At 70.2% G+C, this 21328-nt stretch carries 26 protein-coding genes; 11 read left to right on the forward strand and 15 right to left on the reverse strand.

Annotated features, from left to right (window positions below; translation table 11 throughout):
• Nucleotides 1–47: 47 nt before the first annotated feature.
• From AB0J91_RS13270 to AB0J91_RS13290, 5 genes are all read right to left on the reverse strand, one after another.
• Entirely contained in the window at nt 48–746 is a 699-nt protein-coding gene (locus AB0J91_RS13270) for an iron-sulfur cluster assembly protein (protein ID WP_363867723.1), read from the reverse strand.
• Nucleotides 743–1747: an amidohydrolase family protein gene (locus AB0J91_RS13275; protein WP_363867726.1), complete on the reverse strand. Its 1005-nt coding sequence runs from the start codon at nt 1745–1747 to the stop codon at nt 743–745. The genes AB0J91_RS13270 and AB0J91_RS13275 overlap by 4 nt, the downstream gene beginning before the upstream one ends.
• Before the next feature lie 13 nt (nt 1748–1760).
• Nucleotides 1761–2789, reverse strand: a complete 1029-nt coding sequence (locus tag AB0J91_RS13280) for an NAD(P)-dependent alcohol dehydrogenase (protein WP_363867728.1) — start codon at nt 2787–2789, stop codon at nt 1761–1763.
• A 146-nt stretch (nt 2790–2935) separates the two neighbouring features.
• Nucleotides 2936–3325, reverse strand: coding sequence for a cold shock domain-containing protein (locus AB0J91_RS13285; RefSeq protein WP_363867731.1), 390 nt, complete (start codon nt 3323–3325; stop codon nt 2936–2938).
• A gap of 101 nt (nt 3326–3426) precedes the next feature.
• Nucleotides 3427–3627 carry a hypothetical protein gene (locus AB0J91_RS13290; protein WP_132679479.1) on the reverse strand — a complete coding sequence of 67 codons (201 nt, stop codon included), beginning with the start codon at nt 3625–3627 and terminating at the stop codon, nt 3427–3429.
• 213 nt (nt 3628–3840) lie between these two features.
• Between AB0J91_RS13290 and AB0J91_RS13295 the strand changes: the two genes are divergently transcribed.
• Together AB0J91_RS13295 and AB0J91_RS13300 are read left to right on the forward strand one after the other, a co-directional pair.
• Nucleotides 3841–4545 carry an enoyl-CoA hydratase/isomerase family protein gene (locus AB0J91_RS13295; RefSeq protein ID WP_363867734.1) on the forward strand — a complete coding sequence of 235 codons (705 nt, stop codon included), beginning with the start codon at nt 3841–3843 and terminating at the stop codon, nt 4543–4545.
• A 157-nt stretch (nt 4546–4702) separates the two neighbouring features.
• A complete protein-coding gene (locus AB0J91_RS13300; RefSeq protein ID WP_363867737.1) occupies nt 4703–5047 on the forward strand; it encodes a hypothetical protein in 345 nt (114 codons plus the stop codon).
• On the opposite strand, the gene AB0J91_RS13305 is transcribed toward AB0J91_RS13300, so the two are convergent.
• Nucleotides 4939–5400, reverse strand: coding sequence for a MarR family transcriptional regulator (locus AB0J91_RS13305; protein ID WP_363867740.1), 462 nt, complete (start codon nt 5398–5400; stop codon nt 4939–4941). The genes AB0J91_RS13300 and AB0J91_RS13305 overlap by 109 nt on opposite strands.
• A gap of 58 nt (nt 5401–5458) precedes the next feature.
• On the opposite strand from AB0J91_RS13305, the gene AB0J91_RS13310 reads away from it, so the two are divergent.
• The 3 genes from AB0J91_RS13310 to AB0J91_RS13320 all read left to right on the forward strand — a co-directional run bounded on the left by AB0J91_RS13310 (nt 5459) and on the right by AB0J91_RS13320 (nt 7362).
• Nucleotides 5459–5866, forward strand: a complete 408-nt coding sequence (locus AB0J91_RS13310; RefSeq protein WP_363867742.1) for a DUF5313 family protein — start codon at nt 5459–5461, stop codon at nt 5864–5866.
• 62 nt (nt 5867–5928) lie between these two features.
• Nucleotides 5929–6531 carry an XRE family transcriptional regulator gene (locus AB0J91_RS13315; RefSeq protein WP_363867745.1) on the forward strand — a complete coding sequence of 201 codons (603 nt, stop codon included), beginning with the start codon at nt 5929–5931 and terminating at the stop codon, nt 6529–6531.
• Between the two features lie 90 nt (nt 6532–6621).
• Complete coding sequence (locus tag AB0J91_RS13320) at nt 6622–7362, forward strand: SDR family NAD(P)-dependent oxidoreductase (RefSeq protein ID WP_363867748.1); 741 nt, start codon at nt 6622–6624, stop codon at nt 7360–7362.
• Between the two features lie 27 nt (nt 7363–7389).
• On the opposite strand, the gene AB0J91_RS13325 is transcribed toward AB0J91_RS13320, so the two are convergent.
• From AB0J91_RS13325 to AB0J91_RS13340, 4 genes are all read right to left on the reverse strand, one after another.
• Nucleotides 7390–8343 carry a threonine/serine dehydratase gene (locus AB0J91_RS13325; RefSeq protein WP_363867751.1) on the reverse strand — a complete coding sequence of 318 codons (954 nt, stop codon included), beginning with the start codon at nt 8341–8343 and terminating at the stop codon, nt 7390–7392.
• Nucleotides 8344–8490: 147 nt separating this feature from the next.
• Entirely contained in the window at nt 8491–8889 is a 399-nt protein-coding gene (locus AB0J91_RS13330) for an OB-fold domain-containing protein (protein ID WP_363867754.1), read from the reverse strand.
• Nucleotides 8890–8899: 10 nt separating this feature from the next.
• Entirely contained in the window at nt 8900–10078 is a 1179-nt protein-coding gene (locus AB0J91_RS13335; protein WP_363867756.1) for a thiolase family protein, read from the reverse strand.
• Nucleotides 10079–10148: 70 nt separating this feature from the next.
• Nucleotides 10149–11099: a phosphotriesterase-related protein gene (locus tag AB0J91_RS13340; protein ID WP_363867759.1), complete on the reverse strand. Its 951-nt coding sequence runs from the start codon at nt 11097–11099 to the stop codon at nt 10149–10151.
• 91 nt (nt 11100–11190) lie between these two features.
• Between AB0J91_RS13340 and AB0J91_RS13345 the strand changes: the two genes are divergently transcribed.
• The 3 genes from AB0J91_RS13345 to AB0J91_RS13355 all read left to right on the forward strand — a co-directional run bounded on the left by AB0J91_RS13345 (nt 11191) and on the right by AB0J91_RS13355 (nt 13550).
• Complete coding sequence (locus AB0J91_RS13345) at nt 11191–11940, forward strand: gamma-glutamylcyclotransferase (protein WP_363867762.1); 750 nt, start codon at nt 11191–11193, stop codon at nt 11938–11940.
• 23 nt (nt 11941–11963) lie between these two features.
• Entirely contained in the window at nt 11964–12923 is a 960-nt protein-coding gene (locus AB0J91_RS13350; RefSeq protein WP_363867764.1) for an adenosine deaminase, read from the forward strand.
• Between the two features lie 81 nt (nt 12924–13004).
• A complete protein-coding gene (locus AB0J91_RS13355; protein WP_363788865.1) occupies nt 13005–13550 on the forward strand; it encodes a type 1 glutamine amidotransferase domain-containing protein in 546 nt (181 codons plus the stop codon).
• Between the two features lies 1 nt (nt 13551).
• Here AB0J91_RS13355 and AB0J91_RS13360 read toward each other — a convergent pair whose 3' ends face one another.
• The 4 genes from AB0J91_RS13360 to hisD all read right to left on the reverse strand — a co-directional run bounded on the left by AB0J91_RS13360 (nt 13552) and on the right by hisD (nt 18094).
• Nucleotides 13552–14175 (reverse strand): class I SAM-dependent methyltransferase, encoded by a 624-nt coding sequence (locus AB0J91_RS13360; protein WP_363867766.1) that lies wholly within the window; start codon nt 14173–14175, stop codon nt 13552–13554.
• 43 nt (nt 14176–14218) lie between these two features.
• On the reverse strand, nt 14219–15163 hold the full coding sequence (locus tag AB0J91_RS13365) for a DivIVA domain-containing protein (protein ID WP_363867768.1): 945 nt from the start codon (nt 15161–15163) through the stop codon (nt 14219–14221).
• 333 nt (nt 15164–15496) lie between these two features.
• The gene (locus AB0J91_RS13370; RefSeq protein WP_363867770.1) at nt 15497–16747 is read right to left on the reverse strand and encodes an MFS transporter; all 1251 of its coding nucleotides are present in this window, start codon (nt 16745–16747) and stop codon (nt 15497–15499) included.
• A gap of 27 nt (nt 16748–16774) precedes the next feature.
• Nucleotides 16775–18094, reverse strand: coding sequence for a histidinol dehydrogenase (hisD, locus tag AB0J91_RS13375; protein ID WP_363867772.1), 1320 nt, complete (start codon nt 18092–18094; stop codon nt 16775–16777).
• A 108-nt stretch (nt 18095–18202) separates the two neighbouring features.
• On the opposite strand from hisD, the gene AB0J91_RS13380 reads away from it, so the two are divergent.
• The 3 genes from AB0J91_RS13380 (at nt 18203) to AB0J91_RS13390 (ending at nt 20884) form a co-directional block, all read left to right on the forward strand.
• Nucleotides 18203–19204: a LacI family DNA-binding transcriptional regulator gene (locus AB0J91_RS13380; RefSeq protein WP_363867774.1), complete on the forward strand. Its 1002-nt coding sequence runs from the start codon at nt 18203–18205 to the stop codon at nt 19202–19204.
• Nucleotides 19205–19254: 50 nt separating this feature from the next.
• Nucleotides 19255–20238 (forward strand): nitroreductase family protein, encoded by a 984-nt coding sequence (locus tag AB0J91_RS13385; protein WP_363867776.1) that lies wholly within the window; start codon nt 19255–19257, stop codon nt 20236–20238.
• Between the two features lie 76 nt (nt 20239–20314).
• Complete coding sequence (locus tag AB0J91_RS13390; RefSeq protein WP_363867778.1) at nt 20315–20884, forward strand: dihydrofolate reductase family protein; 570 nt, start codon at nt 20315–20317, stop codon at nt 20882–20884.
• Between the two features lie 45 nt (nt 20885–20929).
• Here AB0J91_RS13390 and AB0J91_RS13395 read toward each other — a convergent pair.
• A partial coding sequence (locus tag AB0J91_RS13395) for an adenosylhomocysteinase (protein WP_363867780.1) occupies nt 20930–21328 on the reverse strand: 399 nt, incomplete at its 5' end.

Raw genomic sequence — 21328 nt, forward strand, 5'->3', positions numbered from 1 at the left:
ACCGGAGTTCCACTGAAATCCGGACCCCGAGTTCCACTGAAATCTGGTCAGTGGGGGTGGGTTGGGGGTTGCGGGTGGGGGTAGCGGGTGTCGAGGAGGCCTTGGCACCAGGCCTGGTTGGCTTCGATGCTGATCCGGGTGGTGCGGGCGATCCTCAGGCGGAGCGGGAGGTCGTCCTGCGTGAGCGGATCGCCTGCGTCGTCGGTGAGCAGCGGCGCCCGGTCGTCGTCGCGGAGGCCGAGTCGCCGGCGGAGGCGGCGGAGCGCCGTCGTGTCCGGGAGGTCGGCCAGGGTCAGGGCGGTCAGGTCTTCGTGGGTGCGGCCGGACTTGAGCAGGATTCCGGCGAGGCGCTCCTGCTCCGCCGCGTGGGCCTTGCGCAGGAACACCGCGCGGAGCTCGTCGAGCTCACCGGCGGCGAGGCCGGGGAACGCCGCGTCGAAGCCCTCCCCCGCCGCGACGCCGGCGTTGATCTCCTCGGCCGCGAAGTGGTCGAGCAGGCGAACCGAGACGCGGCCGACCCCGGGCAACGAGCTCAGCGCGCCGTGGGCGTCGGCGACCATCAGGTAGGCGAAGTTCGGTGCGCAGAAGTAGGTCGGCAGCCGCAGGTCGACCTCCACCCCGTCGCCGCGCACCTCGCACCGGGCGACGAACCCGAGCTCGGTGATCGGCCGGTCCAGCTCCGGATCGACCACCGAGCCCAGCGCCCGCACCACCACGTCGGTGTCCACAGTGGAGGCCGCGGTCATCGGGCCACCGCCTCCCGCGCGGACGGGATCTGCACCGGCACCTCGATGTCGTAGAGCTTGGCCATGTTCAGGCCCAGGACCTTGCGCTTGACGTCGGGGGTGAGCACGCCGTACTCGGACTGCATGTCCTCCGGGATCTGGAAGTCCACGAACTTCTCGATCAGCCACTGCGGCGTCCAGATCGCGTAGTCGCTGGCGAAGGTCAGCCGGTTCTCGTCCAGCCAGTAGAGCAGTTCACCGATGATCTGGGCGAAGTAGCGCGGCCGGGAGTGGATGAACGGCATCGCCACCGCCAGACCGCCGTAGACGTTGGGCTCCTGCGTGGCGATCCAGCAGAAGTCCTCCAGCCTCGGCAGGCCGCAGTGCTCGACGATGAAGTTCAGCTCCGGGAACTCGGTGGCCGCGTCGTCGACGTCGGCGACGTCGAAGGCGTCCCGGTTGAGCGGGTAGATCGTCGGCCCCTTGTGCACGTGGATGTTGCGGATCCCCAGCTCCTGGCACTTGTCCAGGTACCGGTATGACCACGGGTCGGAGAGCTTCCAGCCCTTGGAGGCGCCCTTCCACTCGGCGGTGTAGAGCTTCACGCCGCGCAGGTTCCAGCGCTCCGCCTGCCGCTCCAGCGCGGTCAGGCCCTCCTCCTCGTCGCGCGGGTCCCAGCTGCCGTTGACGATGAAGCGATCCGGGTACTTCTCGGCGAGGGTGCCGTCCCGTTCTGTCGTGTTGAAGCCGTTGACGAAGAAGTCGGTCAGGTAGGTCGGCTGGAAGATGGCCTTGTCGACGTAACCGACCTCGAACAGGTCGTGCAGCACGTCCTGCTCGCTCTGCAGCTGGAAGTGCTCCAGCGACCACTTGTGCTCCTCCGGGCTGAGGTTGGAGTGGTAGTCGTAGAAGCAGTTGAGGAACCCCGTGCCGTAGCGGTTGGCCTGGTTCGCGGGCGTGCCATCCCAGAAGTGGATGTGCCCGTCCACGATGAAGTACTGCTCGTCGCCCTTGACGTACATGTCCGGTTCCTTCCTATGGCACGAGAATCGCTCGACCGCCGGGAATGCGGCCTGCGTCGAGATCGGCGAGCGCGCCGAGCGCCTCGTCCAGCCCGTACTCGCGGGTGCGCAGCGAGACCTGGCCTCGCGCGGTCAGCGCCATCAGCTCGTCGAGGTCGTTGTAGGAGCCGACGAGGTTGCCGATCACGTTGATCTCGCGGGAGATCACGTCGATGGTCGGGATGTCGACCCGCCCGCCGTAGCCGATGACGAAGTACGAGCCCGCCTGCCTGGTCATCGCCACGCCTTCGGCTTCGGTACCGCCTTCACCGACGAAGTCGAGCACCACGTGGGCACCCTTGCCTGCGGTGATCTCCAGCGCGGTGTCCACGTGCGAGCCGTCGGCGAGCACCGAGTGGTGGGCACCGAGCTGCGTCGCGAGGTCCAGCGCCTCCTGCGAGCGGTCGATGACGGTGATCTCGGCGGGCGTCATGGCCAGCAACGACTGCAGACCGATGTGGCCGAGGCCGCCCGCGCCGATGAGGATCACGTGGGTGCCCGCGTGCAGCAGCGGCACGGCCTTGCGCACCGCGTGGTAGGCCGTGAGCCCGGCATCGGCCAGCGCGGCGACGTCGGCGGGCGCCAGGCCGTCGTCGAGGCGCACCACCGAGCGGGCGTTGGTCAGCATCAGCTCGGCCATGCCGCCGTCGGCGTTGATGCCCGGGAAGCTGGAGTTCTCGCAGTGCACGTCGTCGCCGGAGCGGCAGGCCCGGCAGAGCCCGCAGGTCACCAGCGGGTGCAGGATGACGCGGTCACCGGGAGCGGTGTTGCTGACGGCGGAGCCGACCTCGCGGACCGTTCCGGCGTTCTCGTGGCCGATGACGTAGGGCAGCGCGACGCCGCTCTTGTCCTTCCACTGGCCTTCGATGATGTGCAGGTCGGTCCGGCACACCCCGGCCGCGTTGATCTCCACCAGCACGTCCCAGGGGCCGGTGACCTCGGGATCCGGGACCGATTCGACGACAGGCTTCTGCTCGTACTCGTGCACGCGTACCGCTCGCACCGCCGACCACCTCCGGCTCGACCAGGACGGGTCCGTCCCAGGTTGCGCCGAAGCGGCCATGACCGCCCGTCGGGCCGGACCGTCTGGTTCGGTCAAGTCGGGCGATCAGCGATGCCGCTCGCGGGATGCTCACCGCGCCGAGCGGATCAGGCGTCGACCCAGCCGTGGCGGACGGCGATCTGGGTGAGCTTCTGGCGGACCTGCAGGATCTGCTCTGCGGTCATCGTCGGCGCGGAGGTCAGCAACGCTTCGGTGACGGTCTCGTGGAACTCCTTCGCCGAGAGCACGTCGAAGAGCTCCTCCTCCGGCGGCTGCTCGCCGGGAGGGGCCGACTGGCGCAGGATGTGGACGTTGGAGGCCTTGGGGCCCCGGTCGCTGTCCTCGGGGTCGAACTCGACGACCACACCGGGGGCGACCAGCCGCTTGTCGAAGGTCAGGTCGTTGACGTGGATGAAGACGTCCTCGCCACCGCCGTCGGGTGCCACGAACCCGTATCCGCGCACCTCGTCGAACCGGACGACCTTGCCCGTGACCATCTGCCGCTCCCCACCTTCACCCCGTACCCGAACCGCAGGTCAGGCACTCTACCCGCGGTCACATCGGCGAGGCGAACCCAGTGGCGGTGCGGACCTCGGCACTACCGTCGCGGCATCGGTATGTCGGTGTCGGGCCGGCTGCGTTCCTTGGGACCGTGCTCGATGAAGTCCGCGGCGAACTTGATCCCCGCCTGGTAGGCCTCCACCCGGGCACGCCCGATCTCGGCCTCGATCGTCTCCGGGTGCAGCTCCTCCGCCAGCGAGCGCATCTCCGCCAACCTGCTGCGGGTCTCCTCATCCATCCTGTGCGCCATCCTTCCGCGTGAACATCTCCGGAGATCCTCACTGGTTTTCACGTTCTTCGCACGGCCGACGGTCAGGCTAGACCCGAGCCGCGGGCGATCCCGATCAGGTGAGGACCGCACTGCCGTTACCCCGGACACGACCCTGGGTCACCGGTGACGATCTGCGGATACGATCCGCCGGGCAGCAGGCGGCAACGGCGCGGAGGCGGCATGAGCAACGGGGAACTGCGGCTGGAAGTCGATCAGAAAGTGGCCCAGATCACGATCGACAACGCCGGCAAGCGCAACGCGATGAACGCCGCCATGTGGCGACGGCTGCCCGAACTGCTCGCCGAGGCCACCGCCGACCCCGAGGTCCGGGTCGTGGTCCTCACCGGCGCCGGAGACGCGTTCTGCGCCGGTGCGGACATCTCCGAGCTGCACGAGATCGAGGGCCCGGAAGGCAGCGCCACCGAACCGGCGGAACGGGCTCTGCTGGAGTGCCCGCTGCCGACGATCGCGCTGGTCAACGGCCTGTGCATCGGTGGCGGCTGCCAGCTGGCGGCGGCCTGCGATCTGCGCATCGCCGCCGAGTCCGCCGTTTTCGGCATCACCCCGGCCAAGCTCGGCGTGGTGTACCCGCCTTCGAGCATCGCGCGGCTGACCGAGCTGGTCGGTCCGTCGGCGGCGAAGTTGCTGCTGTTCTCCGCGGACTTCTTCAACGCGCCGCGCGCCCTGGCCATGCGACTGGTCGACGAGGTCGTCGCCGATCCGGCGGAGCGGGTGGCCGAGCTGGCCGGGACCATCGCGGCACGCTCCCAGCTGAGCGTGCGCGCGGCCAAGGAGCTGGTGGACCTGGCCGGACGCGGCGCGCCGCTGACCGAGCGGGCCGAGCACTGGCACGAGGTCGCGGTGAAGACCGGCGAGACCGCTTAGGGCGTCGGCGCGTTCCTCGAACGCCGGTTGCCGGTTTTCCCGTTCGCTTAGCGGAACTCCCGATCAGAGCACGTCATCTCGCGTTTCACTCCTCCGTGGACGGCACAGCGGTACCACCGGTCACCGCGCGCTACGCGCACTGTTCGTCCTTTTCGCGATGATCAGTCCACGCGCGCCGCTCTACCGTCGCGGTACTCGAGCACAACGCATTCCCACCGCGCACCGGACGGCGACGCCCTGCTTCGCCGACGGCGACGGCTCGATCTACGTCTCCAACTCCGAGCTCCCGCTGGGCACCGGTGGTGTCAGCGCGCTGCGCTTCGACGCGGCGGCCACCGTCACCGGCGCCTACCCGATCCTGTCCGGCACCACGCTGAACTGCTCGGGCGGTGGTCACCGGGCGTCCAGGGCTCGGCGGCTGGCCGAGATGACCTTGGTCAGCGCCTCGTGGAGCTCTTCGAGCTCGGAGAGCTCCACGCCCAGGGTCTCGACGATCTCGTAGGGGATCTTCTCGGCTTCGGCGCGCAGCCGCGCGCCTTCCTCGGTGAGCGCGACCTCCAGCCTGCGCTCATCGCTGCGGCTGCGGGTGCGCAGCACGTAGCCCACTGATTCCAGGCGTTTGAGCAGCGGCGACAGCGTAGCCGCGTCGGCGTGCAGGACGTCGCAGAGATCGGTGACCGAGCGCGGCGAGCGTTCCCACAGCGCCAGCATCACCAGGTACTGCGGGTGCGTGAGGTTCATCGGCGCCAGCAGCGGCCGGTAGAGCGAGATGACGTTGCGGGAAGCGACCGACAGCGCGAAGCACACCTGGCGGTCGAGGGCGAGGGGGTCCTCGCCCAGGTCGGGAGTCTGCACGGGGTCAGCTTACTCACCTTCCGCTACGCGCTAATAGTTAGTGTGCTAAATATCGGGTGTGAGCCAACACCCCGAAGCCCGCCTGGTGCGACCGAATCCGCTGCGGTGGGTCTGGTACGCCTTCGGCGGCCGCCTGCCCGCACGGCACCGCGCATGGGTGCTCCACGACGTGACCTGTCGGACCTGGGTGCTGCGGCACACCGCGCGCAGCCTCGTCCAGATCTCCCCCGGCCTGCTGTTCCTGCTGCTCCCGGGCCCGCTGTGGATCCGGGCGATGGCGGTGCTCGGCGGAGTCATCCTCGCGCTGTGGTACTCGCTGTCCTACATGGAGCACACCTGCGAGTACCGGCTGCACAAGCACGGCTACCCCATCGGCACCGGCCGGGCGACGCGCGAAGCCGCCCACGCCGAAGCCCGCGCCCAGCGGGCCTCCCGCTACGACGAGATCTACCGCAACAACGGCTGAGCGCTCGTGCGCCCGGGTGAGCATGGTGGCAATCCCGGTTGCCGCAGTGGCAAGGTGGAGGGGTGGACGCGGAATTCGGGCAAGCGCTGGACGCCGTCGGGCCGAGGTTGCGGGCGCTGAGACGGCAGCGGGAAACCACCCTCGCGGACCTCTCGAACGCCACCGGGATCTCGGTGAGCACCCTGTCGAGACTCGAGTCCGGCTCGCGGAAACCGACCCTCGAACTGCTGCTGCCGCTGGCCAAGGCGCACGGGGTCACGCTCGACGAGCTCGTCGACGCCCCACCCACCGGCGACCCGCGGGTGCACATGCGGCCGGTCAAGCGGGGCGACCTGACGATGCTGCCGCTGACCCGGCGCGCGGGCGGCATCCAGGCGTACAAGCTGATCCTCCCGGCCGGGAGCGGCCGCAACGAGCCCGCTCCGCAGACCCACGAGGGCTACGAGTGGCTCTACGTCCTCAACGGGCGTCTGCGCATGGTGCTCGGCGAGCACGACCTGGTGCTCTCCCCCGGTGAGGCCGCCGAGTTCGACACCCGCGTTCCGCACTGGTTCGGCGCCGCCGACGACCAGGCCGTGGAGTTCCTGAGCCTGTTCGGCAAGCAGGGCGAACGAGCCCACCTCCGCGCCCGCCCGAAGCACGATCCCGACAGCCCGGGGTCGTGATCTCGTCCCCGCGCGGTCACCACGAGCGACCCGATCTTCCTCGGCCGGTTAGGTTGAGCGCTGACGGCTGAGGTTCGAGGAGGAGTTTCGATGGGCAAGCCAACGCCGGTAGCGGTGGTCACCGGGGCCAGCAGCGGGATCGGCGCCGCCAGCGCCAAGGCCCTGGCCGAGGCCGGCTTCGATGTGGTGCTCGGCGCGCGCCGGCTGGACCGGTTGCAGGAGGTCGCCGACTCGATCGGGGCCCGGGCGCTGGAGCTCGACGTCACCGACCAGTCCTCGGTCGACGCGTTCACCGACGCCGTCGAGCGTTGCGACCTGCTGGTGAACAACGCGGGCGGCGCGGTCGGCTCCGAGACCATCCTGGACGCCAAGGACGAGGACTGGCAGTGGATGTACGAGACCAACGTGATGGGCACCCTGCGGGTGACCCGCGCGCTGCTGCCGAAGTTGCTGGAGTCCGGTGACGGGCAGGTCATCAACATCGGATCGGTCGCGGGCCGCGAGCCCTACGCCACCGGCGGCGGCTACAACGCGGCCAAGCACGCGGTCGCGGCGCTGACCCGCGTGCTGCGGCTGGAGATGTTCGGCCAGCCGATCCGGGTGTGCGAGATCGACCCCGGCCTGGTCCAGACGGACTTCAGCCTGGTCCGCTTCCGCGGCGACCAGGAGAAGGCCGACGCCGTCTACCAGGGCACCAACCCGCTCACCGCGGAGGACGTCGCCGAGACCGTCTCGTGGGTGGCGACCCGTCCCCCGCACGTCAACGTCGACCAGATCCTGCTGCTGGCCCGCGACCAGACCTCGGCGCGCGTGATCCACCGCTCGGAGTGACCGGCACCGGGGCTGGGCGCTGCGCGTTCAGCCCCGGAAGCGGTCGGCCCAGGCCATGACGTCGGCCGGGGTGGCGTTGCCGCCGCAGACGACGAGGCCGAGCTTGACGTCCTCGCGCTCGGCGATGATCCGGCGTGCGGCCGGGAGCAGGCAGCCGGCGGCCGGTTCAGCCCACAGCTTCGCGTGCCCGGCGAGGTCCAGAACGCCCTGCACCGCTTCGGAATCGGGCACCACCAGCACGTCTTCGACCATCTCGCGAACGTGCTGGTAGGTCAGTTCGGAGACGGCCGGGGCGCTGAGGGTCGACACGATCGAGGACAGCTCGACGGCCACCGGGCCACCGACCGCCAGCGCGGCCGACATCGCCTCGGCCCCTTCGGTTTCCACGCCCCAGATCCGCACGCCGGGGCGCTTCGCGCGCAGCGCGGTCGCCACGCCCGAGATCAGACCGCCGCCGCCGATGCTGACCAGGACGTCGGTGAGTTCACCCGCGTCCTCTGCGAATTCCAGCCCGACCGTTCCCTGGGCGGCGATCACCGCGGGATCGTCGAAGGGGTGCACCAGCGTGCTGCCCTCGGCCCGGAGCTGGTCGGTGAGCGCGAACGCCCCGGCCATGTCGTCGGCCAGGCGGACCGTGGCCCCGGCGGACTCGGCCACCTCCACGGCACGCTCGGGCGCCGAGCGCGGCATCACCACGGTCGCCTTGACGTGCAGGGCACCGGCCATCACCGCCAGGCCGATGCCGTGATTGCCGCCGCTGACCGCGACCACACCGGCCGCGCGCTCGGCCTCGGTCAGCGACAGCAGCTTGGCCACCGCACCGCGAGCCTTGAACGACCCGGTGCGCTGCAACAGCTCCAGCTTCGCGGTCACCGGTGCGCCGAGCAGCTCGGACAGCCCCGGACTGGTCACCGTCGGCGTGCGCACCACGTGCCCTTCGATGACACCCGCAGCGGCTTCGACGTCCTCGATCCCGATCACAACGCGCCTCCCCAGCACTCCTTGCCCGCACGGTAGTCATCCGCACGGCGCAACGCGCGATCGGGTCAGGTTGTCCATTGTGGACATAGTGGAACCGCACCGGATTTCCCGCGAACGGACCATCGCGCGACATCGGCGTGGGAACCGTCAACCTCTCTCCGGGCGGAAGTACGGGATGACCTCGTGCTCCGGTTCCGGGCCCGAGGGTTCGAAGGCGACCTCGACCCGCAGGTCGCTGAGGTCGGCGTCGGGGTCGACCCCGTCGAGCCGGGTCCACCACCACGGGCCTTCGTCGAGCTCGACGATGCCGACCACGAGCCGGAACGTGCCGCCGTCGGGCAGCTTGTGGTGCACCGCGCTCCAGGACACCACCCGGCCGGTTCCGCTCGCCGCGACCTGCTCGACGTCGTCGTCCGGGGCGATCGGGGTGTGGGGGCTCAGGTACTCGCCGGTGTCGCGGCTGCGGGGAAGGCGGAGTTCACCGATGCGGGTTCCGTCGAAGAACTCCGCGCTGGCGTGGTCTCTGGCGACCGGGACGAGGGCCATGGAACCTCTTTCAGGCGGACAGCACCAGCGTGCTGTGGTGGGAGAAGATGCCGCCGTTGCCGGACACCAGCACCAGCTCGTGGTCGGGGACCTGGCGGGCGCCCGCCTGACCGCGGGCCTGGATGATCGCCTCGGACAGCGGCGTCATGCCCCACATGTAGTAGGACGACAGCTGCCCGCCGCCGGTGTTGACCGGCAGCGAGCCGCCGGGACCGAGCACGCCGGGGGTGGAGACGAACTCGCCGCCCTCGCCCTTGGCGCAGAAGCCGTAGTCCTCCAGGGTCAGCAGGACCGTGAAGGTGTAGCAGTCGTAGAGCTCGGCGATGTCGATGTCGGCCAGCGACACCCCGGCCATCCGCAGCGCCTGCGGGCCCGCCTGGGCCGCGCCGCTGACGAGCCCCAGGTCGTCATCGCGGCGCAGCGAGCCGCCGGGGTGGGCCTGGGCCCAGCCCAGCACCGACACCGGGGGCTGGGCCAGCGAGGCAGCGCGATCGCCGCGGGTGACGACGACCGCGATGCCGCCGTTGGACACCAGGCAGCAGTCCAGGAGGTGGAAGGGCTCGGCGACCAGCCGGGACTCCTGGTGGTCGGCGATGTCCATCGGCTCGCGGAACCGGGCCAGCGGGTTCATCGCGGCCCACTCGCGCTGCGCCACGGCGATCTCGCCGAGCTGCTTGCTGGTGGTGCCGCAGGCCTGCATGTGCCGTCGCGCGGCCAGCGCGTAGAACGAGTTGGGGCCGGTGAACCCGCTGCTGGCGACCATCCCGCCCCAACCCTTCGGCGAGTACCGGTCGGCCGCGTACGCCGCGCCGGTCGAGGTCCCCTCGCGCAGCGGGGCGTCGGCGAACACGCAGACCACGGTGTCGGCCATGCCCGCCTCGACGGCCATCGCCGCGTGCTGGACCATCGCGCCTGCGGTGGACCCGAACGACTGCATCTGGCTGAGCAGCCGCAGGTCCACCAGCCCCAGGTCGTCCTGCAGGCTCAGGTCGACACCGCCGGCCAGTCCCGCCGAGACCAGCAGGCCGTCGACATCGCCGAGCCGCAGCCCCGCGTCGGCCACGGCCCGGCGAACCGCCTCGGCGGCGAACTGCTGCGCGGTGCGACCGTAGACCTTGCCCATCTCGGTCATGCCGAGACCGGCGATCGCGGCCCTCCGGTGCGCAGGCAGGTCACTGCGACTGCTCATCTGCCCCCCTTGCGGAACGATCTCGATCCGAAAGTAGGTCAGGGCATCCGCTTTGTAAACGCCCGCGGGCTCAGCCGAAGTAGCGGCGCGGGTTGTCCACCAGCATCGTCGTCAGCTGCTGCTCGGTGACGCCCGCTTCGCGCAGCGCCGGGAGCACCACGTCGTGGATGTGCGTGTAGTGCCAGTTCGGCAGGGCCTGCTCGACCACCCCTGACGGGAACCAGTCGATGTGGCAGGACGCGTCGTGGGCCAGCACCATCCGATCGGCCAGTCCGCCGCGCGCGAGCTCGGCGATGGTGGCCACGCGCTCGTCGGTGGGCAGCAGGACGTCCAGCCCGAAGCGGTCCATGCCGATGTAGGAACCGTTGTCGATGAGCTGCTGCAGGTAGTCGGTGTCGGTGGTGTCGCCGCTGTGCCCGATCACGACCCTGCCGAGGTCGACTCCGTTGCGCCGCAACACCTCCTGGGCGACGAGGCCGGTGCGGTGGGCGGGGCTGGTGTGCACGGTGATCGGCGCACCGGTCCTCACGTGCGCCTCGGCGACGGCGTTGAGCACGCGCTCCACGCCCGGCGTGAGCTCCTCCTCGATGGCGCACTTGAGGAACGCGGCCTTGATCCCGGTCTCCGCGATGCCCTCGGTGATGTCCTTGACGAACATCCGCACCATCACCTCGTCGCCGCCGAGCAGCGTGCCTGGGCCGTGCAGGCGGAAGAAGAACGGCACCGAGTCGTAGGTGTAGAGGCCGGTGGCGGCGATGATGTTGAGGTCGACCTCGGCGTTGATGCGGGCGACGCGCTCGACGTCGCGGCCGAGCCCGATCACGGTCGGGTCGACGATGGTGTCCACCCCGCGCGAGGCCAGCTCGCGCAGGCGCTTGATCGCGTCGGCGACCCGCTCCTCCTCGTCCCAGAACTCGGGGTAGTTGCGGCGGATCTCCTCGTTCAGCACGAAGACGTGCTCGTGCATGAGCACCGTGCCCAGCTGATCGGCCGGAACCTGTCCGCGCACTGTCTCGACCATCTTCGTCCTCCTCGACGAACGGCAGCGTGCCCGGCACCCTAGACGCCCGATCGGCTTGCGCGGACCCGTCCGAGGTGGGCATGTTGGAGCGGTGACCGTGGTCAACACCTTGGGCGCCGCGACGTTCCGCGACGAGGAGTTCCCCGCCGACCCCTACCCCGGTGCGCGTCCCGCCCACTCCTACCTGCACCTGGACGGAACCGGATGGCGCCTGACACCTGACGCCTCGCTGCCCTCGGGCTGGCGGGTGGGCGCGGGCTGCCTCGACGAGTTCCTGACCGGTGCGGGTGCCGAGCCGCTGTCGGCCCGGTGGCCGGTGCTGGCCTACGGCTCCAACGTCTGCCCGAGCAAGATCACCTGGCTGCGTTCCGAGCTCGGCCTCCGGGGCCCGGTCGTGGTCCTCAGCGCCACCTGCACGGGCCTGTCCGCGGTGTGGGCCTCCGGGGTGCGCGCTCGTGACGGCCAGCGGCCGGCCGTGCTGGTCTCCTCTCCCGGGGTCGTCGAGCACCACGCGGTCTGGCTGGCCACCGCCGAGCAGCGGCGGGTCCTCGACGAGTGCGAGGGCCGCGGCGAGCGCTACCGGCTGGTGCGGCTGCACGGCCCCGAGCGGGTCGAGCTCGACACCGGTCCCGCCGCCGGCGTGCTGGCCTACGGCGCGCTCGGCGAGATCCGCCGCCCGCTGCTGGTGGACGGCCAGTTCGTGCCCTGCAGCGCCCTCGCCCAGCAGGAGGCGCGCGACCTCACCGGAACACCGGCCGCCTCCGACGGGCTGACCTGCACCGAGATCGTCGGTGAACCCGCTCCCCCGGCCGCACCGCTGGACGGCGAGGTGCCCCGGTAGGTTTGTTCCGGGGAGGAATTCACATGTTGCCGACTGCGGAACTGCACATTCACATCGAGGGGACGCTCGAACCGGAGATGCTGGTCGAGCTGGCCCAGCGCAACGGGCTCGCGCTGCCGACCAGCGATCTCGACGAGCTCCGGGCGAAGTACGACTTCAGCGATCTGCAGTCGTTCCTGGACCTGTACTACGCGAACCTGCCGGTGCTGCGCACCGACCAGGACTTCTACGACCTGACCAGCGCCTACCTGGCGCGCGCGGAACGTGCCGGGGTGCGGCGGGCGGAGATCTTCTTCGACCCGCAGGTGCACCTGGCCAACGACGTGCCGATCGGCGCGGTGTTCGAGGGCATCACCGGAGCGCTGCGCGACTCCCGGGTGTCCACCGACCTCATCCTGTGCTTCCTGCGCGACCTGGGACCCGAGGCCGCGGCCGAGACGCTGCGGCTGGCGCTGCCCTACCGGGAGCGCTTCATCGGCGTGGGCCTGGACTCCGCCGAGGTCGGGCACCCGCCGGCGCCCTTCGCCGAGGTCTACCGGCGCGCGGCGGCCGAGGGCCTGCACCGCGTCGCCCACGCCGGCGAGGAGGGCGGGCCGGACTACGTGCGCGACGCCCTGGACGTCCTCGGCGTCGAGCGGATCGACCACGGAATCCGCGCCATGGAGGACCCCGAGCTGGTGGCCCGGCTGCGCGACGAGCAGATCCCGCTGACGGTCTGCCCGCTGTCCAATGTGGCCTTGCGGACCGTCGACAAGCTCTCCGACCACGTGCTTCCGGCGATGCTCGACGCGGGCCTGCTGGCCTGCGTCAACAGCGACGACCCCGCGTACTTCGGCGGCTACGTCGACGACAACTTCGCCGCCTTGCGCAGCGAGCTCGGCCTCACCGACGAGCAGCTGAAGACGCTGGCGCGCAACTCGTTCGACGCCTGCTTCGCCACCGATGAGCAGAAGACGGCCTGGAAGGCCGAGATCGACGACTGACACGGTCCCCAGTGGACGCGTTTGGGAAACCTCCGCTCGCGGGTACCTCACCGAACGGCACCCGTGAACGGAGGTTCAACCATGGCTGACGAACTCAGCGGCCGCAAGGTCGCGATCCTGGCCACCGACGGCGTGGAGCAGGTCGAGCTGGTGGGCCCGCGCGACGCGATCGAACGCGCGGGCGGGCAGGTCGAGGTGGTGTCGCCGCACGCCGGGGAGATCCAGGCGATGAACGGCGACATCGACAAGGGCGACCGCTTCCCGGTCGACCGCGAGGTCGCCCGGGTCTCGGTGCGCGACTACGACGCGCTCGTGCTGCCGGGCGGCACCATCAACCCCGATCAGCTTCGTCGCGACGGGACCGCGGTGTCGTTCGTGCGCGACTTCGTCAACGCGGGCAAACCCGTGGGCGCCATCTGCCACGGCCCGTGGACGCTGGTCGAGGCCGATGTGGTGAAGGGGCGGCAGCTGACGTCGTTCCCCAGCATCCGCACCGACATCCGCAACGCGGGAGGCGAGGTCACCGACCAGCAGGTCGTCGTCGACGGCAACCTGATCACCAGCCGCAATCCCGATGACCTGACCGCCTTCCAGGACGCGGTGATCAAGACGATCGCGTCGAGCTGACTCAGGCGCGCTTGGCCGCGACGAGGCGCTCGATGAGGCCGAGCTTGAAGCGCTCGGACTCCTGCACCTCGAAGCCCGCGGCGCGCAGGTGCCGCGAGGGGCGGCGGCGGAAGTGCTCGCCGCCCGTCGGCACCGTCACGACCTCGGCAGCGCGCTGGATCAGCCGGACCGGCCACCCGGTGCTCACCACGTGATCGGCGAGCAGCAGTCGCCCGCCGGGCCGCAAGACCCGGTGCATCTCGGCGATCGCCTGCTCGTGGTCGGGGATGGCGCACAGCGAGAACGTGCACACCACGGTGTCGAACGCGCCGTCGGGGAACTGCAACGAACGCGCGTCACCCTCCCGCAGCTCGACGTCGAGGCCGAGCGCGGCGCGACGTCGCCGAGCCAGCTGCAGCATCGCGGGGCTCCACTCGATCCCGGTCAGCGGCGTGCCTGCCGGGTACAGCGGCAGGTTCAGACCGGTCCCGATGGCGACTTCCAGCACTTCACCGCGAACCCGGGAGCAGACCCACTGCCTGCTGTCGCCCGCCAGGTAGCGGTCGAAGCGGGCCATCACGCCGTCGTACGAGGGCGCGGACTTGTCCCAGTGCCGCCGCAGCTTGTTCGCGCGATCGCCGTTCACGGCGGGTAACGCTACCGGACCGAGGGGTCGCGCACCGGTGGTTTCAGCGCCTCGGCGGACGGCGGCGTCCGGGGATCATCCGCTGCCGGGACGGCCGGTTGTCCCCGACGTGCCCCGGGAACGCGCCGGTCTGCGCGGCGATCGGGGGCAGGTTGGTGCCCGTGCCGGTGACCGGCGGCAGATTCGTCCCGGTGCTCACCGGGCGCATGCTCGTGCCGGTGGCGGTCACCGGCCGCATGTTGGTGCCGGTCGCGACCGGCCGCATGTTCGTGCCCGTCGCGGTCACCGGGTGCGGGTTGGTGCCCGTGTCCGTCACCGCGCTCATGTTGGTGCTGGTGTTGCGGTTGATGTTGCGGATGCTGGAGGACACCATCACCAGGAACGCCAGCACGCCCGCCTCGTCGTAGCCCGGCATCCCCGGAGCGGGCGGGTTGAACTGGGCGTTGAGCACGTCGTTGGGCGTGAGGTGGTCGATGCCCCGCAAGGTGGCCTGAACCCGGTCCATGAAGGCGTCGACCTCGGCCTTGTCCAGCGCGGAGCTCTGCGACGTCGCCGGTTGCAGACCGCGGAACTGCTCGGACGGCGTCGCGGCGGCGGCTTCGGCCACCGGGGCCGGTTCGCGCGCGGGCCGCTTCGGCGCCAACACCTCAGCGGGCTTCTCGCGGTTCTCGGCGGGCTTGCGCGCGGGTTCGGGTTCCTCCGCCGGGCGGGACTTGCGACGCTCGTCGGCGCGCACTTCGAGCTTCATCAGCGTCAGCGCGACCTTGTCCAGGAACTCGTCGACCTGGGCCTTCTTGTAGGCGCGGCCGCCGCGCCTGCGCGGGCTGAACTCGGCGGTCAGCACGTCACGAGCGGTCACCGCCCGCTTGCCGCGCAGCGTCGCCTCGACCCGTCCGAGGAAGTGGTCGACCTCGGCCTCGTCGTATCCGCGTTCCTTGCGCCAAGCCCGGCCGAAGACGACATTCCGCACGTCATCAGGGGTGAGCATTACTCGGGCCTCCACAGGGCGTCCGCATCATTCCTCTCGGACGCATACCCGGCTCGTCCCGCCAGGCCCCCGACCGCCCGTTGTGCGGGCTCAAGCTTGCCCAAACCCAGCCGACAGATCAAGGCCCGAGCCAGCCCATTCGCGTTGATCCGACCGAGGTAACCGCGCGATCCGAAAATCGGCGGAAATCTTCATGAGGCTTTTAGGCGCTGTCCAAGAACGCGGTGGAGTCGCTGCGCTTTCCCCTTCGGGGTTTCTGCCACCGGGCCGCCACGCAACGCAATTCCTCAACGACTCCTAGCACCCGAACCCGGGGGTGACGATCCGCCGACGTCACCCCCGGGTCGGGCCGGTCAGGAAGCCTGTTCTGCGAGGGGCTTCCGGTGGGTTTCCGGGGCCGTTCTCATCGCGACAGCGGCGATGAGCGCCCCGGCCGCCACCAGGACGGCCACGCTCCAGGACTTCCCGCCGGACCAGAGGATGAGGCTGGTGGCCAGCAGCGGCGTGAAGCCGCCCAGCGTAGAAGGCCGCGATCGGCGCGAACACCGCGGCGTGCGGAACGGCCAGGGCGATCACCAGGGCCACCGCGATCAGCACCGGCGAACGGGTGTCGACCAGCCAGAAGAACGGCCACGCGTACAGCGCCATGAACACCGCTCCGGCGATGAACACCGGCTTGCGGCCGATCCGGTCCGACAGCGCGCCCCACAGCGGCAGGGCGACGATGTTGATCGCCGCGGCCAGCATCACCCCGGTCAGGCCCGCCTGCTTGGGCAATCCCAGGTGCTCGGTGATGTAGGTCAGGATGAACACCGTGAACACGTAGTAGTTGCCGCCTTCGGCGAAGCGCACGCCCACCGCGATCAGGATCTCGCGGGGATGGGTGCGCAGCACCTCCACCAGAGGTCGCTTCGCGGGCCGGGCCTCGGTGAAGGACTCGGGTTCGCTGATGCGGAAGCGGATGTAGAGCCCAACCACCGCCAGCACGACGCTGAGCAGGAACGGGATCCGCCATCCCCACGCGGCCAGCTGCTGCTCGGGCAGCATCGAGACGATGCTGAACGCTCCGGTGCCCAGCAGCAGACCGGCCGAGACGCCGGTTTGCGGCCAGGCGCCGTAGCGGCCTCGGCGATCGTCCGGGGCGTGCTCGACGGCCATCAGCACCGCGCCGCCCCACTCGCCGCCGACGGCGAACCCCTGCACCAACCGCAGCAGCACCAGAAGGGCGGGCGCCGCGATGCCGATCTGCTGGTAGGTGGGCAGCAGACCGATGAGGGTCGTGGCGCCACCCATGAGCGTCAGCGTCATCACCAGCGTCGCCTTGCGCCCGAGCTTGTCGCCGTAGTGGCCGGCGACGAAGCCTCCCAGGGGCCGGGCGATGAAACCCGCGGCGAAGGTGCCGAAGGCCGCCAGCGTCCCGGCCGCCGGGGAGAGATCGGTGAAGAACAGCCGGTTGAAGATCAGCGCGGCAGCGGTGCCGTAGATGGTGAAGTCGTACCACTCGATGATGCTGCCGATGGTGCTGGAGACGAGCGTGCGCGACGCGGACCGGTTCGGGGCACGCGTCGTTGCGTCGACCGACATGGTCGGTGTGCCTTTCGTTTTCTGCGTTCAGGGACGTGCCAGGGCGTTCGGCGCCCAGGGGAGGTCGGCCGTTCCGTGCTTGGCGGCTCGGACGTCTCCGGAGCGGGCGTGGCCCTCGAAGAGCTCGACCCGCGCCGCGCGGCCGCAGACCTCGCCGAGGTGCGCGCTGGCCGCCGGGTCGGTGACCTCCTGGTAGGTGACGGTCTTGAGGTACTTGCCGACCCACAGACCACCGGTGTAGCGGGCGGCGCCTCGCGTCGGGAGCACGTGGTTGGTGCCGATCACCTTGTCGCCGTAGGACACGCAGGTCCCCTCCCCCAGGAACAGCGCGCCGTAGTTGCGCATCTTGTCCAGGGCTTCGCGGGGCTGTTCGGTGAGGATCTGCACGTGCTCGCTGGCGTAGGTGTCGGCCATCCGGTAGGCCTCGTCGAGGTCGGCGACCACGTGCACCTCGCCGTGGTCGCGCCAGGCGGGTTCGGCGTTGTCGCGCGTGGGCATCTCCGGCAGCAGCGCGTCGATGTGCTCGATGACCTTCCGCCCCAGCGATTCCGAGGTGGTGATCAGCACCGCGGGCGAATCGGGTCCGTGCTCGGCCTGGCTGAGCAGGTCGACGGCGACGACGAACGGGTCGGCGCTGTCGTCGGCGACGACGAGCACCTCCGTCGGACCGGCGAACAGGTCGATGCCGATCTCACCGAAGAGCTGCCGCTTGGCCTCGGCGACGAAGGCGTTGCCCGGTCCGGCGAGCATGTCCACCGGTTCGATGGTCTCGGTGCCGAGCGCCATGCTGACCACGGCCTGCACCCCGCCGAGCAGGTAGATCTCGTCGGCACCGGCCAGGTGCATCGCGGCGACCGTCGCGTCGGGGACCTCGCCGCGGATCGGCGGGGTGCAGGCGATGACGCGCGGCACGCCGGCGGCCTTGGCGGTGAGGATCGTCATGTGCGCCGAGGCCAGCAGCGGGTAGCGCCCGCCCGGCACGTAGGCGCCGGCGGCCGCGACCGGGATGTGCTTGTGCCCCAGGTGCACGCCCGGCAGCGTCTCGACCTCGATCTCCCGCATCGATTCCAGCTGCTTCTGGGCGAAACCGCGCACCTGCTCCTGGACGAACTCGATGTCGGCGATGACCTGCTCGGGCACCCTGGCCATGATCTCGCTGATCTGCGCCTGCGAGAGGCGGAACGCCTCCGGCTCCCACTTGTCGAAGCGGGCCGAGTGCTCCCGCACCGCCTCGTCACCGCGCGCGCGGATGTCGGCGATGATCGCGGCGACCTTCTCCTGCACGTCGGGCAGCGAGGTCGTGGTCGCGGCCGAGGTCTGCTCGGCCCGCTTCAGCGCGAACGTCATGAATCCCTCCCAGGATGTTTACGTACACACAGACGATAGAGCGCGCGGATGTTTACGTAAACCCCGTAGGATGGCCTTCCTCGATGCAGAATGCGAAGGAGGTGCCCGGTGGTCACCAGCCGGGACGTGGCACGGCTGGCAGGCGTGTCGCAGATGACCGTGTCCCGCGTCCTCCAGGACAACGGCAAGGTCGCCCCGCAGACCCGGGAACGCGTGCTGGCGGCGATGCGGGAGGCCGGCTACCGGCCGCACGCCGCCGCGCGCACGATGCGCACCCGCCGCACCGCGACCGTCGGCGTCGTCGTCGCCGACATCACCAACCCCTTCTACCCGCAGCTGCTCGAAGCCGTCGCCGAGGCTCTCGACGCGGCCGGTCAGCGCATGGTGCTGTGGAACGGCCCGGACGGCTCGGGCGCCCTGGAATCCCTCGACGAGGGAACGGTGGACGGACTGATCTTCACCACCGTGACCGAGGCGACGCCGCAGCTGGGCGACGCGGTGGCTCGCGCCGAGCCGATCGTGCTGCTGCACCGCGGGCTCGACGAGCTCGACTGCGACCAGGTCACCACCGACAACGTCGCGGGCGGGCGCGCCGTCGCCGACTACCTGGTGGCCACCGGTCACACCCGCATCGGCTTCCTGCGCGGTCCCGAACTGCCGAGCACCGCCCGGCACCGCGAGCACGGCTTCCGCGAACGCCTCGCCGAGCTCGGCCACCCGTTGTCCGAAGACCTCAGCGCGCCAGGCGGTTTCGCGCACGACGTCGCCCGCTCGGCGATGCGCGACCTGCTGGGCCGGGCCGACCCGCCGACCGCGGTGTTCTGCGCCAACGACCTGACCGCGCTGGGAGCCGTGGACGGCGCGGTGTCGCTGAGCCGCAGGGTCCCGGAGGACGTGTGGGTGATCGGCTACGACGACATCGCGCTGACCGCCTGGGACTCCTACGACATCACCACGGTCCGCCAACCGATCGCGGAGATGGCGCGCGCGGCGGTCTCGCGGCTGCTGGAGCGCATCGGCGACCGCGACCTCCCGGCCCGCAGGGACTGCTTCCCCAGCGAACTGCTCGTGCGCGGCTCGACCGCGCACACGCCGCACCCAGCGCACTAGCCGAGCCTCTGCGAGACTCGGATTGTTCGGCAATCGTCGAGGGGCGGGCGATGACTTCCTTTCCGACGGCGCTGGGCTTGTCGTCCGAGCAGACCCGGGACGTGATTCGCTGCGCCGGGCGCGCTCCGTCGCTGCACAACCGGCAGCCGTGGCGTTTCCGGCTCTCCGAACACGTCATCGAGGTCCACGCCGACCCGCAGCGACGGTTGCCCGCCGCCGATCCCGACGACCGCGAGCTGCGCCTGGCCTGCGGCGCCGCTCTGCTCAACCTGCGGTTGGCGCTCGAACACGCCGGAATCCGCCCGGTGGTCGACCCGCCTTCCCCACTCGCACCACCGACCGCGCTGGCCGAGGTCCGCAGCGGTGGTCGCACCGCCCAGGTCCCCGCCGAACGAGCGCTGTACGAGGCGATTCCGCGGCGCCGCAACAACCGCCGACCGTTCCAGGAGACCCCCGTCCCGATCGCGGACCGGCACGCGCTGGTCAGCGCCGCCCAACGGGAGCAGGGACGGCTGCACGTGCTCGTCCGGACCGAGCTCGACCCCTTCGGGGAACTGGTGCACCAGGCGCACCGCGTGCAGATGGACGACGAGCGCTTCCGCGCCGAGATGGACCACTGGACGGGCCGGGACCGCGATACCAGCGAAGGGGTTCCCACCGTCGCCTCCGGGCCTCTGCCGGAGCCCCAGGACCTGTGGGTGGTGCGGGACTTCTCAGCCGGGCAGGCTCCCGCGAGGGTTGCCGGCAAGGACTTCGAGCGGGAGCCGCTGCTGGCCGTGCTGTGCTCGCTGCACGACAGCCGCACCGACGACGTGCGGGCCGGTCAGGCCCTGCAACGAGTGCTGCTGACCGCGTGCGCCCACGGGTTGTCCTCCTCGGTGCTCTCGCAAGTGCCGGAGGTCCCTGAAACCCGCGAGGAACTGCGCCGCATGCTCGGCGGCTCGCTGCATCCGCAGGCGGTGCTGCGCTTCGGCTACGGTTCCCCCACCCCGGAAACACATCGCCGGGAGCCCGAGGAACTGCTGCTGGATTAGACGAACTCGGCTGCCGGGTGCACATCGGGGTCCGGTTCGGGCACGATGGGCCACCGGGCTGCACGAGGAGGTGCGCATGGCGAAGCTGATCTACTCCGCGATCGGTTCGCTCGACGGCTACCTGAACGACGCCGATGGGCGCTACGACTGGGCCGTCCCCAGCGACGAGGTGTTCGCGTTCATCATCGACCGGGAACGCGACGCGGGCACCTACCTCTACGGGCGACGCATGTACGAGGAGATGATCGCTTGGGAGACAGGCGATTTCACCGCGGAGGGCCCGCTGATGGAGGACTTCGCGCACCTGTGGCGCAAGGCGGAGAAGGTCGTCTTCTCGCGGACCCTGGCCGGTGTCTCCACGACGCGAACCAGGTTGATGCGGGAGTTCGACCCGGATGCGGTCCGGCGCCTCAAGGAGTCCTGCGCGGAGGACCTGCTGATCGGTGGCGCGGTGCTGGGCGGCCAAGCGCTGGACGCGGGCCTGGTGGATGAGGTCGACATCTACACCGCGCCGGTGCTGGTGGGCGGCGGCACCCGGATCTTCCCGTCGAAGGCCCGGGTGCCGCTGAACCTCGTCGAGCACAGGAGTTTTGACGGCGGCATGACCTTCCACCGCTACGCCTGCGCGGGACACGGCCAGCCGTGAGCCTCCCGGGAGTGGTGGGAGACCGGGAGACTCACGGCTGGTTGCTCAGTAGCGGTAGTGCTCGGGCTTGTAGGGGCCCTCGACGTCGACGCCGATGTAGGCGGCCTGTTCCTTGGTCAGCTTGGTCAGCTTCACACCCAGCGCGTCCAGGTGCAGACGAGCGACCTTCTCATCCAAGTGCTTCGGCAACACGTAGACGTCCTTGCCGTACTCACCGGGCTTGGTGAACAGCTCGATCTGCGCGATCGTCTGATTGGTGAAGCTGTTCGACATCACGAAGCTCGGGTGGCCGGTGGCGTTGCCCAGGTTCAACAGACGACCCTCCGACAGCACGATGATCGAGTGCCCGTCATCGAAGGTGTACTCGTGCACCTGCGGCTTGATCTCCTGCTTGGTCACACCCGGGGTCTTCTCCAACCCCGCCATGTCGATCTCGTTGTCGAA

The sequence above is a fragment of the Saccharopolyspora sp. NPDC049357 genome, assembly GCF_040677225.1.
In the GTDB taxonomy this organism is placed as follows: domain Bacteria; phylum Actinomycetota; class Actinomycetes; order Mycobacteriales; family Pseudonocardiaceae; genus Saccharopolyspora.

Excerpts from the sequence above, each read along its gene's own strand:
- AB0J91_RS13270 (WP_363867723.1), bottom strand. The coding sequence starts at position 746 with ATGACCGCGGCCTCCACTGTGGACACCGACGTGGTGGTGCGGGCGCTG.
- AB0J91_RS13275 (WP_363867726.1), bottom strand. The coding sequence starts at position 1,747 with ATGTACGTCAAGGGCGACGAGCAGTACTTCATCGTGGACGGGCACATC.
- AB0J91_RS13285 (WP_363867731.1), bottom strand. The coding sequence starts at position 3,325 with ATGGTCACGGGCAAGGTCGTCCGGTTCGACGAGGTGCGCGGATACGGG.
- AB0J91_RS13290 (WP_132679479.1), bottom strand. The coding sequence starts at position 3,627 with ATGGATGAGGAGACCCGCAGCAGGTTGGCGGAGATGCGCTCGCTGGCG.
- AB0J91_RS13295 (WP_363867734.1), top strand. The coding sequence starts at position 3,841 with ATGAGCAACGGGGAACTGCGGCTGGAAGTCGATCAGAAAGTGGCCCAG.
- AB0J91_RS13300 (WP_363867737.1), top strand. The coding sequence starts at position 4,703 with ATGATCAGTCCACGCGCGCCGCTCTACCGTCGCGGTACTCGAGCACAA.
- AB0J91_RS13320 (WP_363867748.1), top strand. The coding sequence starts at position 6,622 with ATGGGCAAGCCAACGCCGGTAGCGGTGGTCACCGGGGCCAGCAGCGGG.
- AB0J91_RS13330 (WP_363867754.1), bottom strand. The coding sequence starts at position 8,889 with ATGGCCCTCGTCCCGGTCGCCAGAGACCACGCCAGCGCGGAGTTCTTC.
- AB0J91_RS13335 (WP_363867756.1), bottom strand. The coding sequence starts at position 10,078 with ATGAGCAGTCGCAGTGACCTGCCTGCGCACCGGAGGGCCGCGATCGCC.
- AB0J91_RS13340 (WP_363867759.1), bottom strand. The coding sequence starts at position 11,099 with ATGGTCGAGACAGTGCGCGGACAGGTTCCGGCCGATCAGCTGGGCACG.
- AB0J91_RS13350 (WP_363867764.1), top strand. The coding sequence starts at position 11,964 with ATGTTGCCGACTGCGGAACTGCACATTCACATCGAGGGGACGCTCGAA.
- AB0J91_RS13355 (WP_363788865.1), top strand. The coding sequence starts at position 13,005 with ATGGCTGACGAACTCAGCGGCCGCAAGGTCGCGATCCTGGCCACCGAC.
- AB0J91_RS13365 (WP_363867768.1), bottom strand. The coding sequence starts at position 15,163 with ATGCTCACCCCTGATGACGTGCGGAATGTCGTCTTCGGCCGGGCTTGG.
- AB0J91_RS13370 (WP_363867770.1), bottom strand. The coding sequence starts at position 16,747 with ATGTCGGTCGACGCAACGACGCGTGCCCCGAACCGGTCCGCGTCGCGC.
- hisD (WP_363867772.1), bottom strand. The coding sequence starts at position 18,094 with ATGACGTTCGCGCTGAAGCGGGCCGAGCAGACCTCGGCCGCGACCACG.
- AB0J91_RS13385 (WP_363867776.1), top strand. The coding sequence starts at position 19,255 with ATGACTTCCTTTCCGACGGCGCTGGGCTTGTCGTCCGAGCAGACCCGG.
- AB0J91_RS13390 (WP_363867778.1), top strand. The coding sequence starts at position 20,315 with ATGGCGAAGCTGATCTACTCCGCGATCGGTTCGCTCGACGGCTACCTG.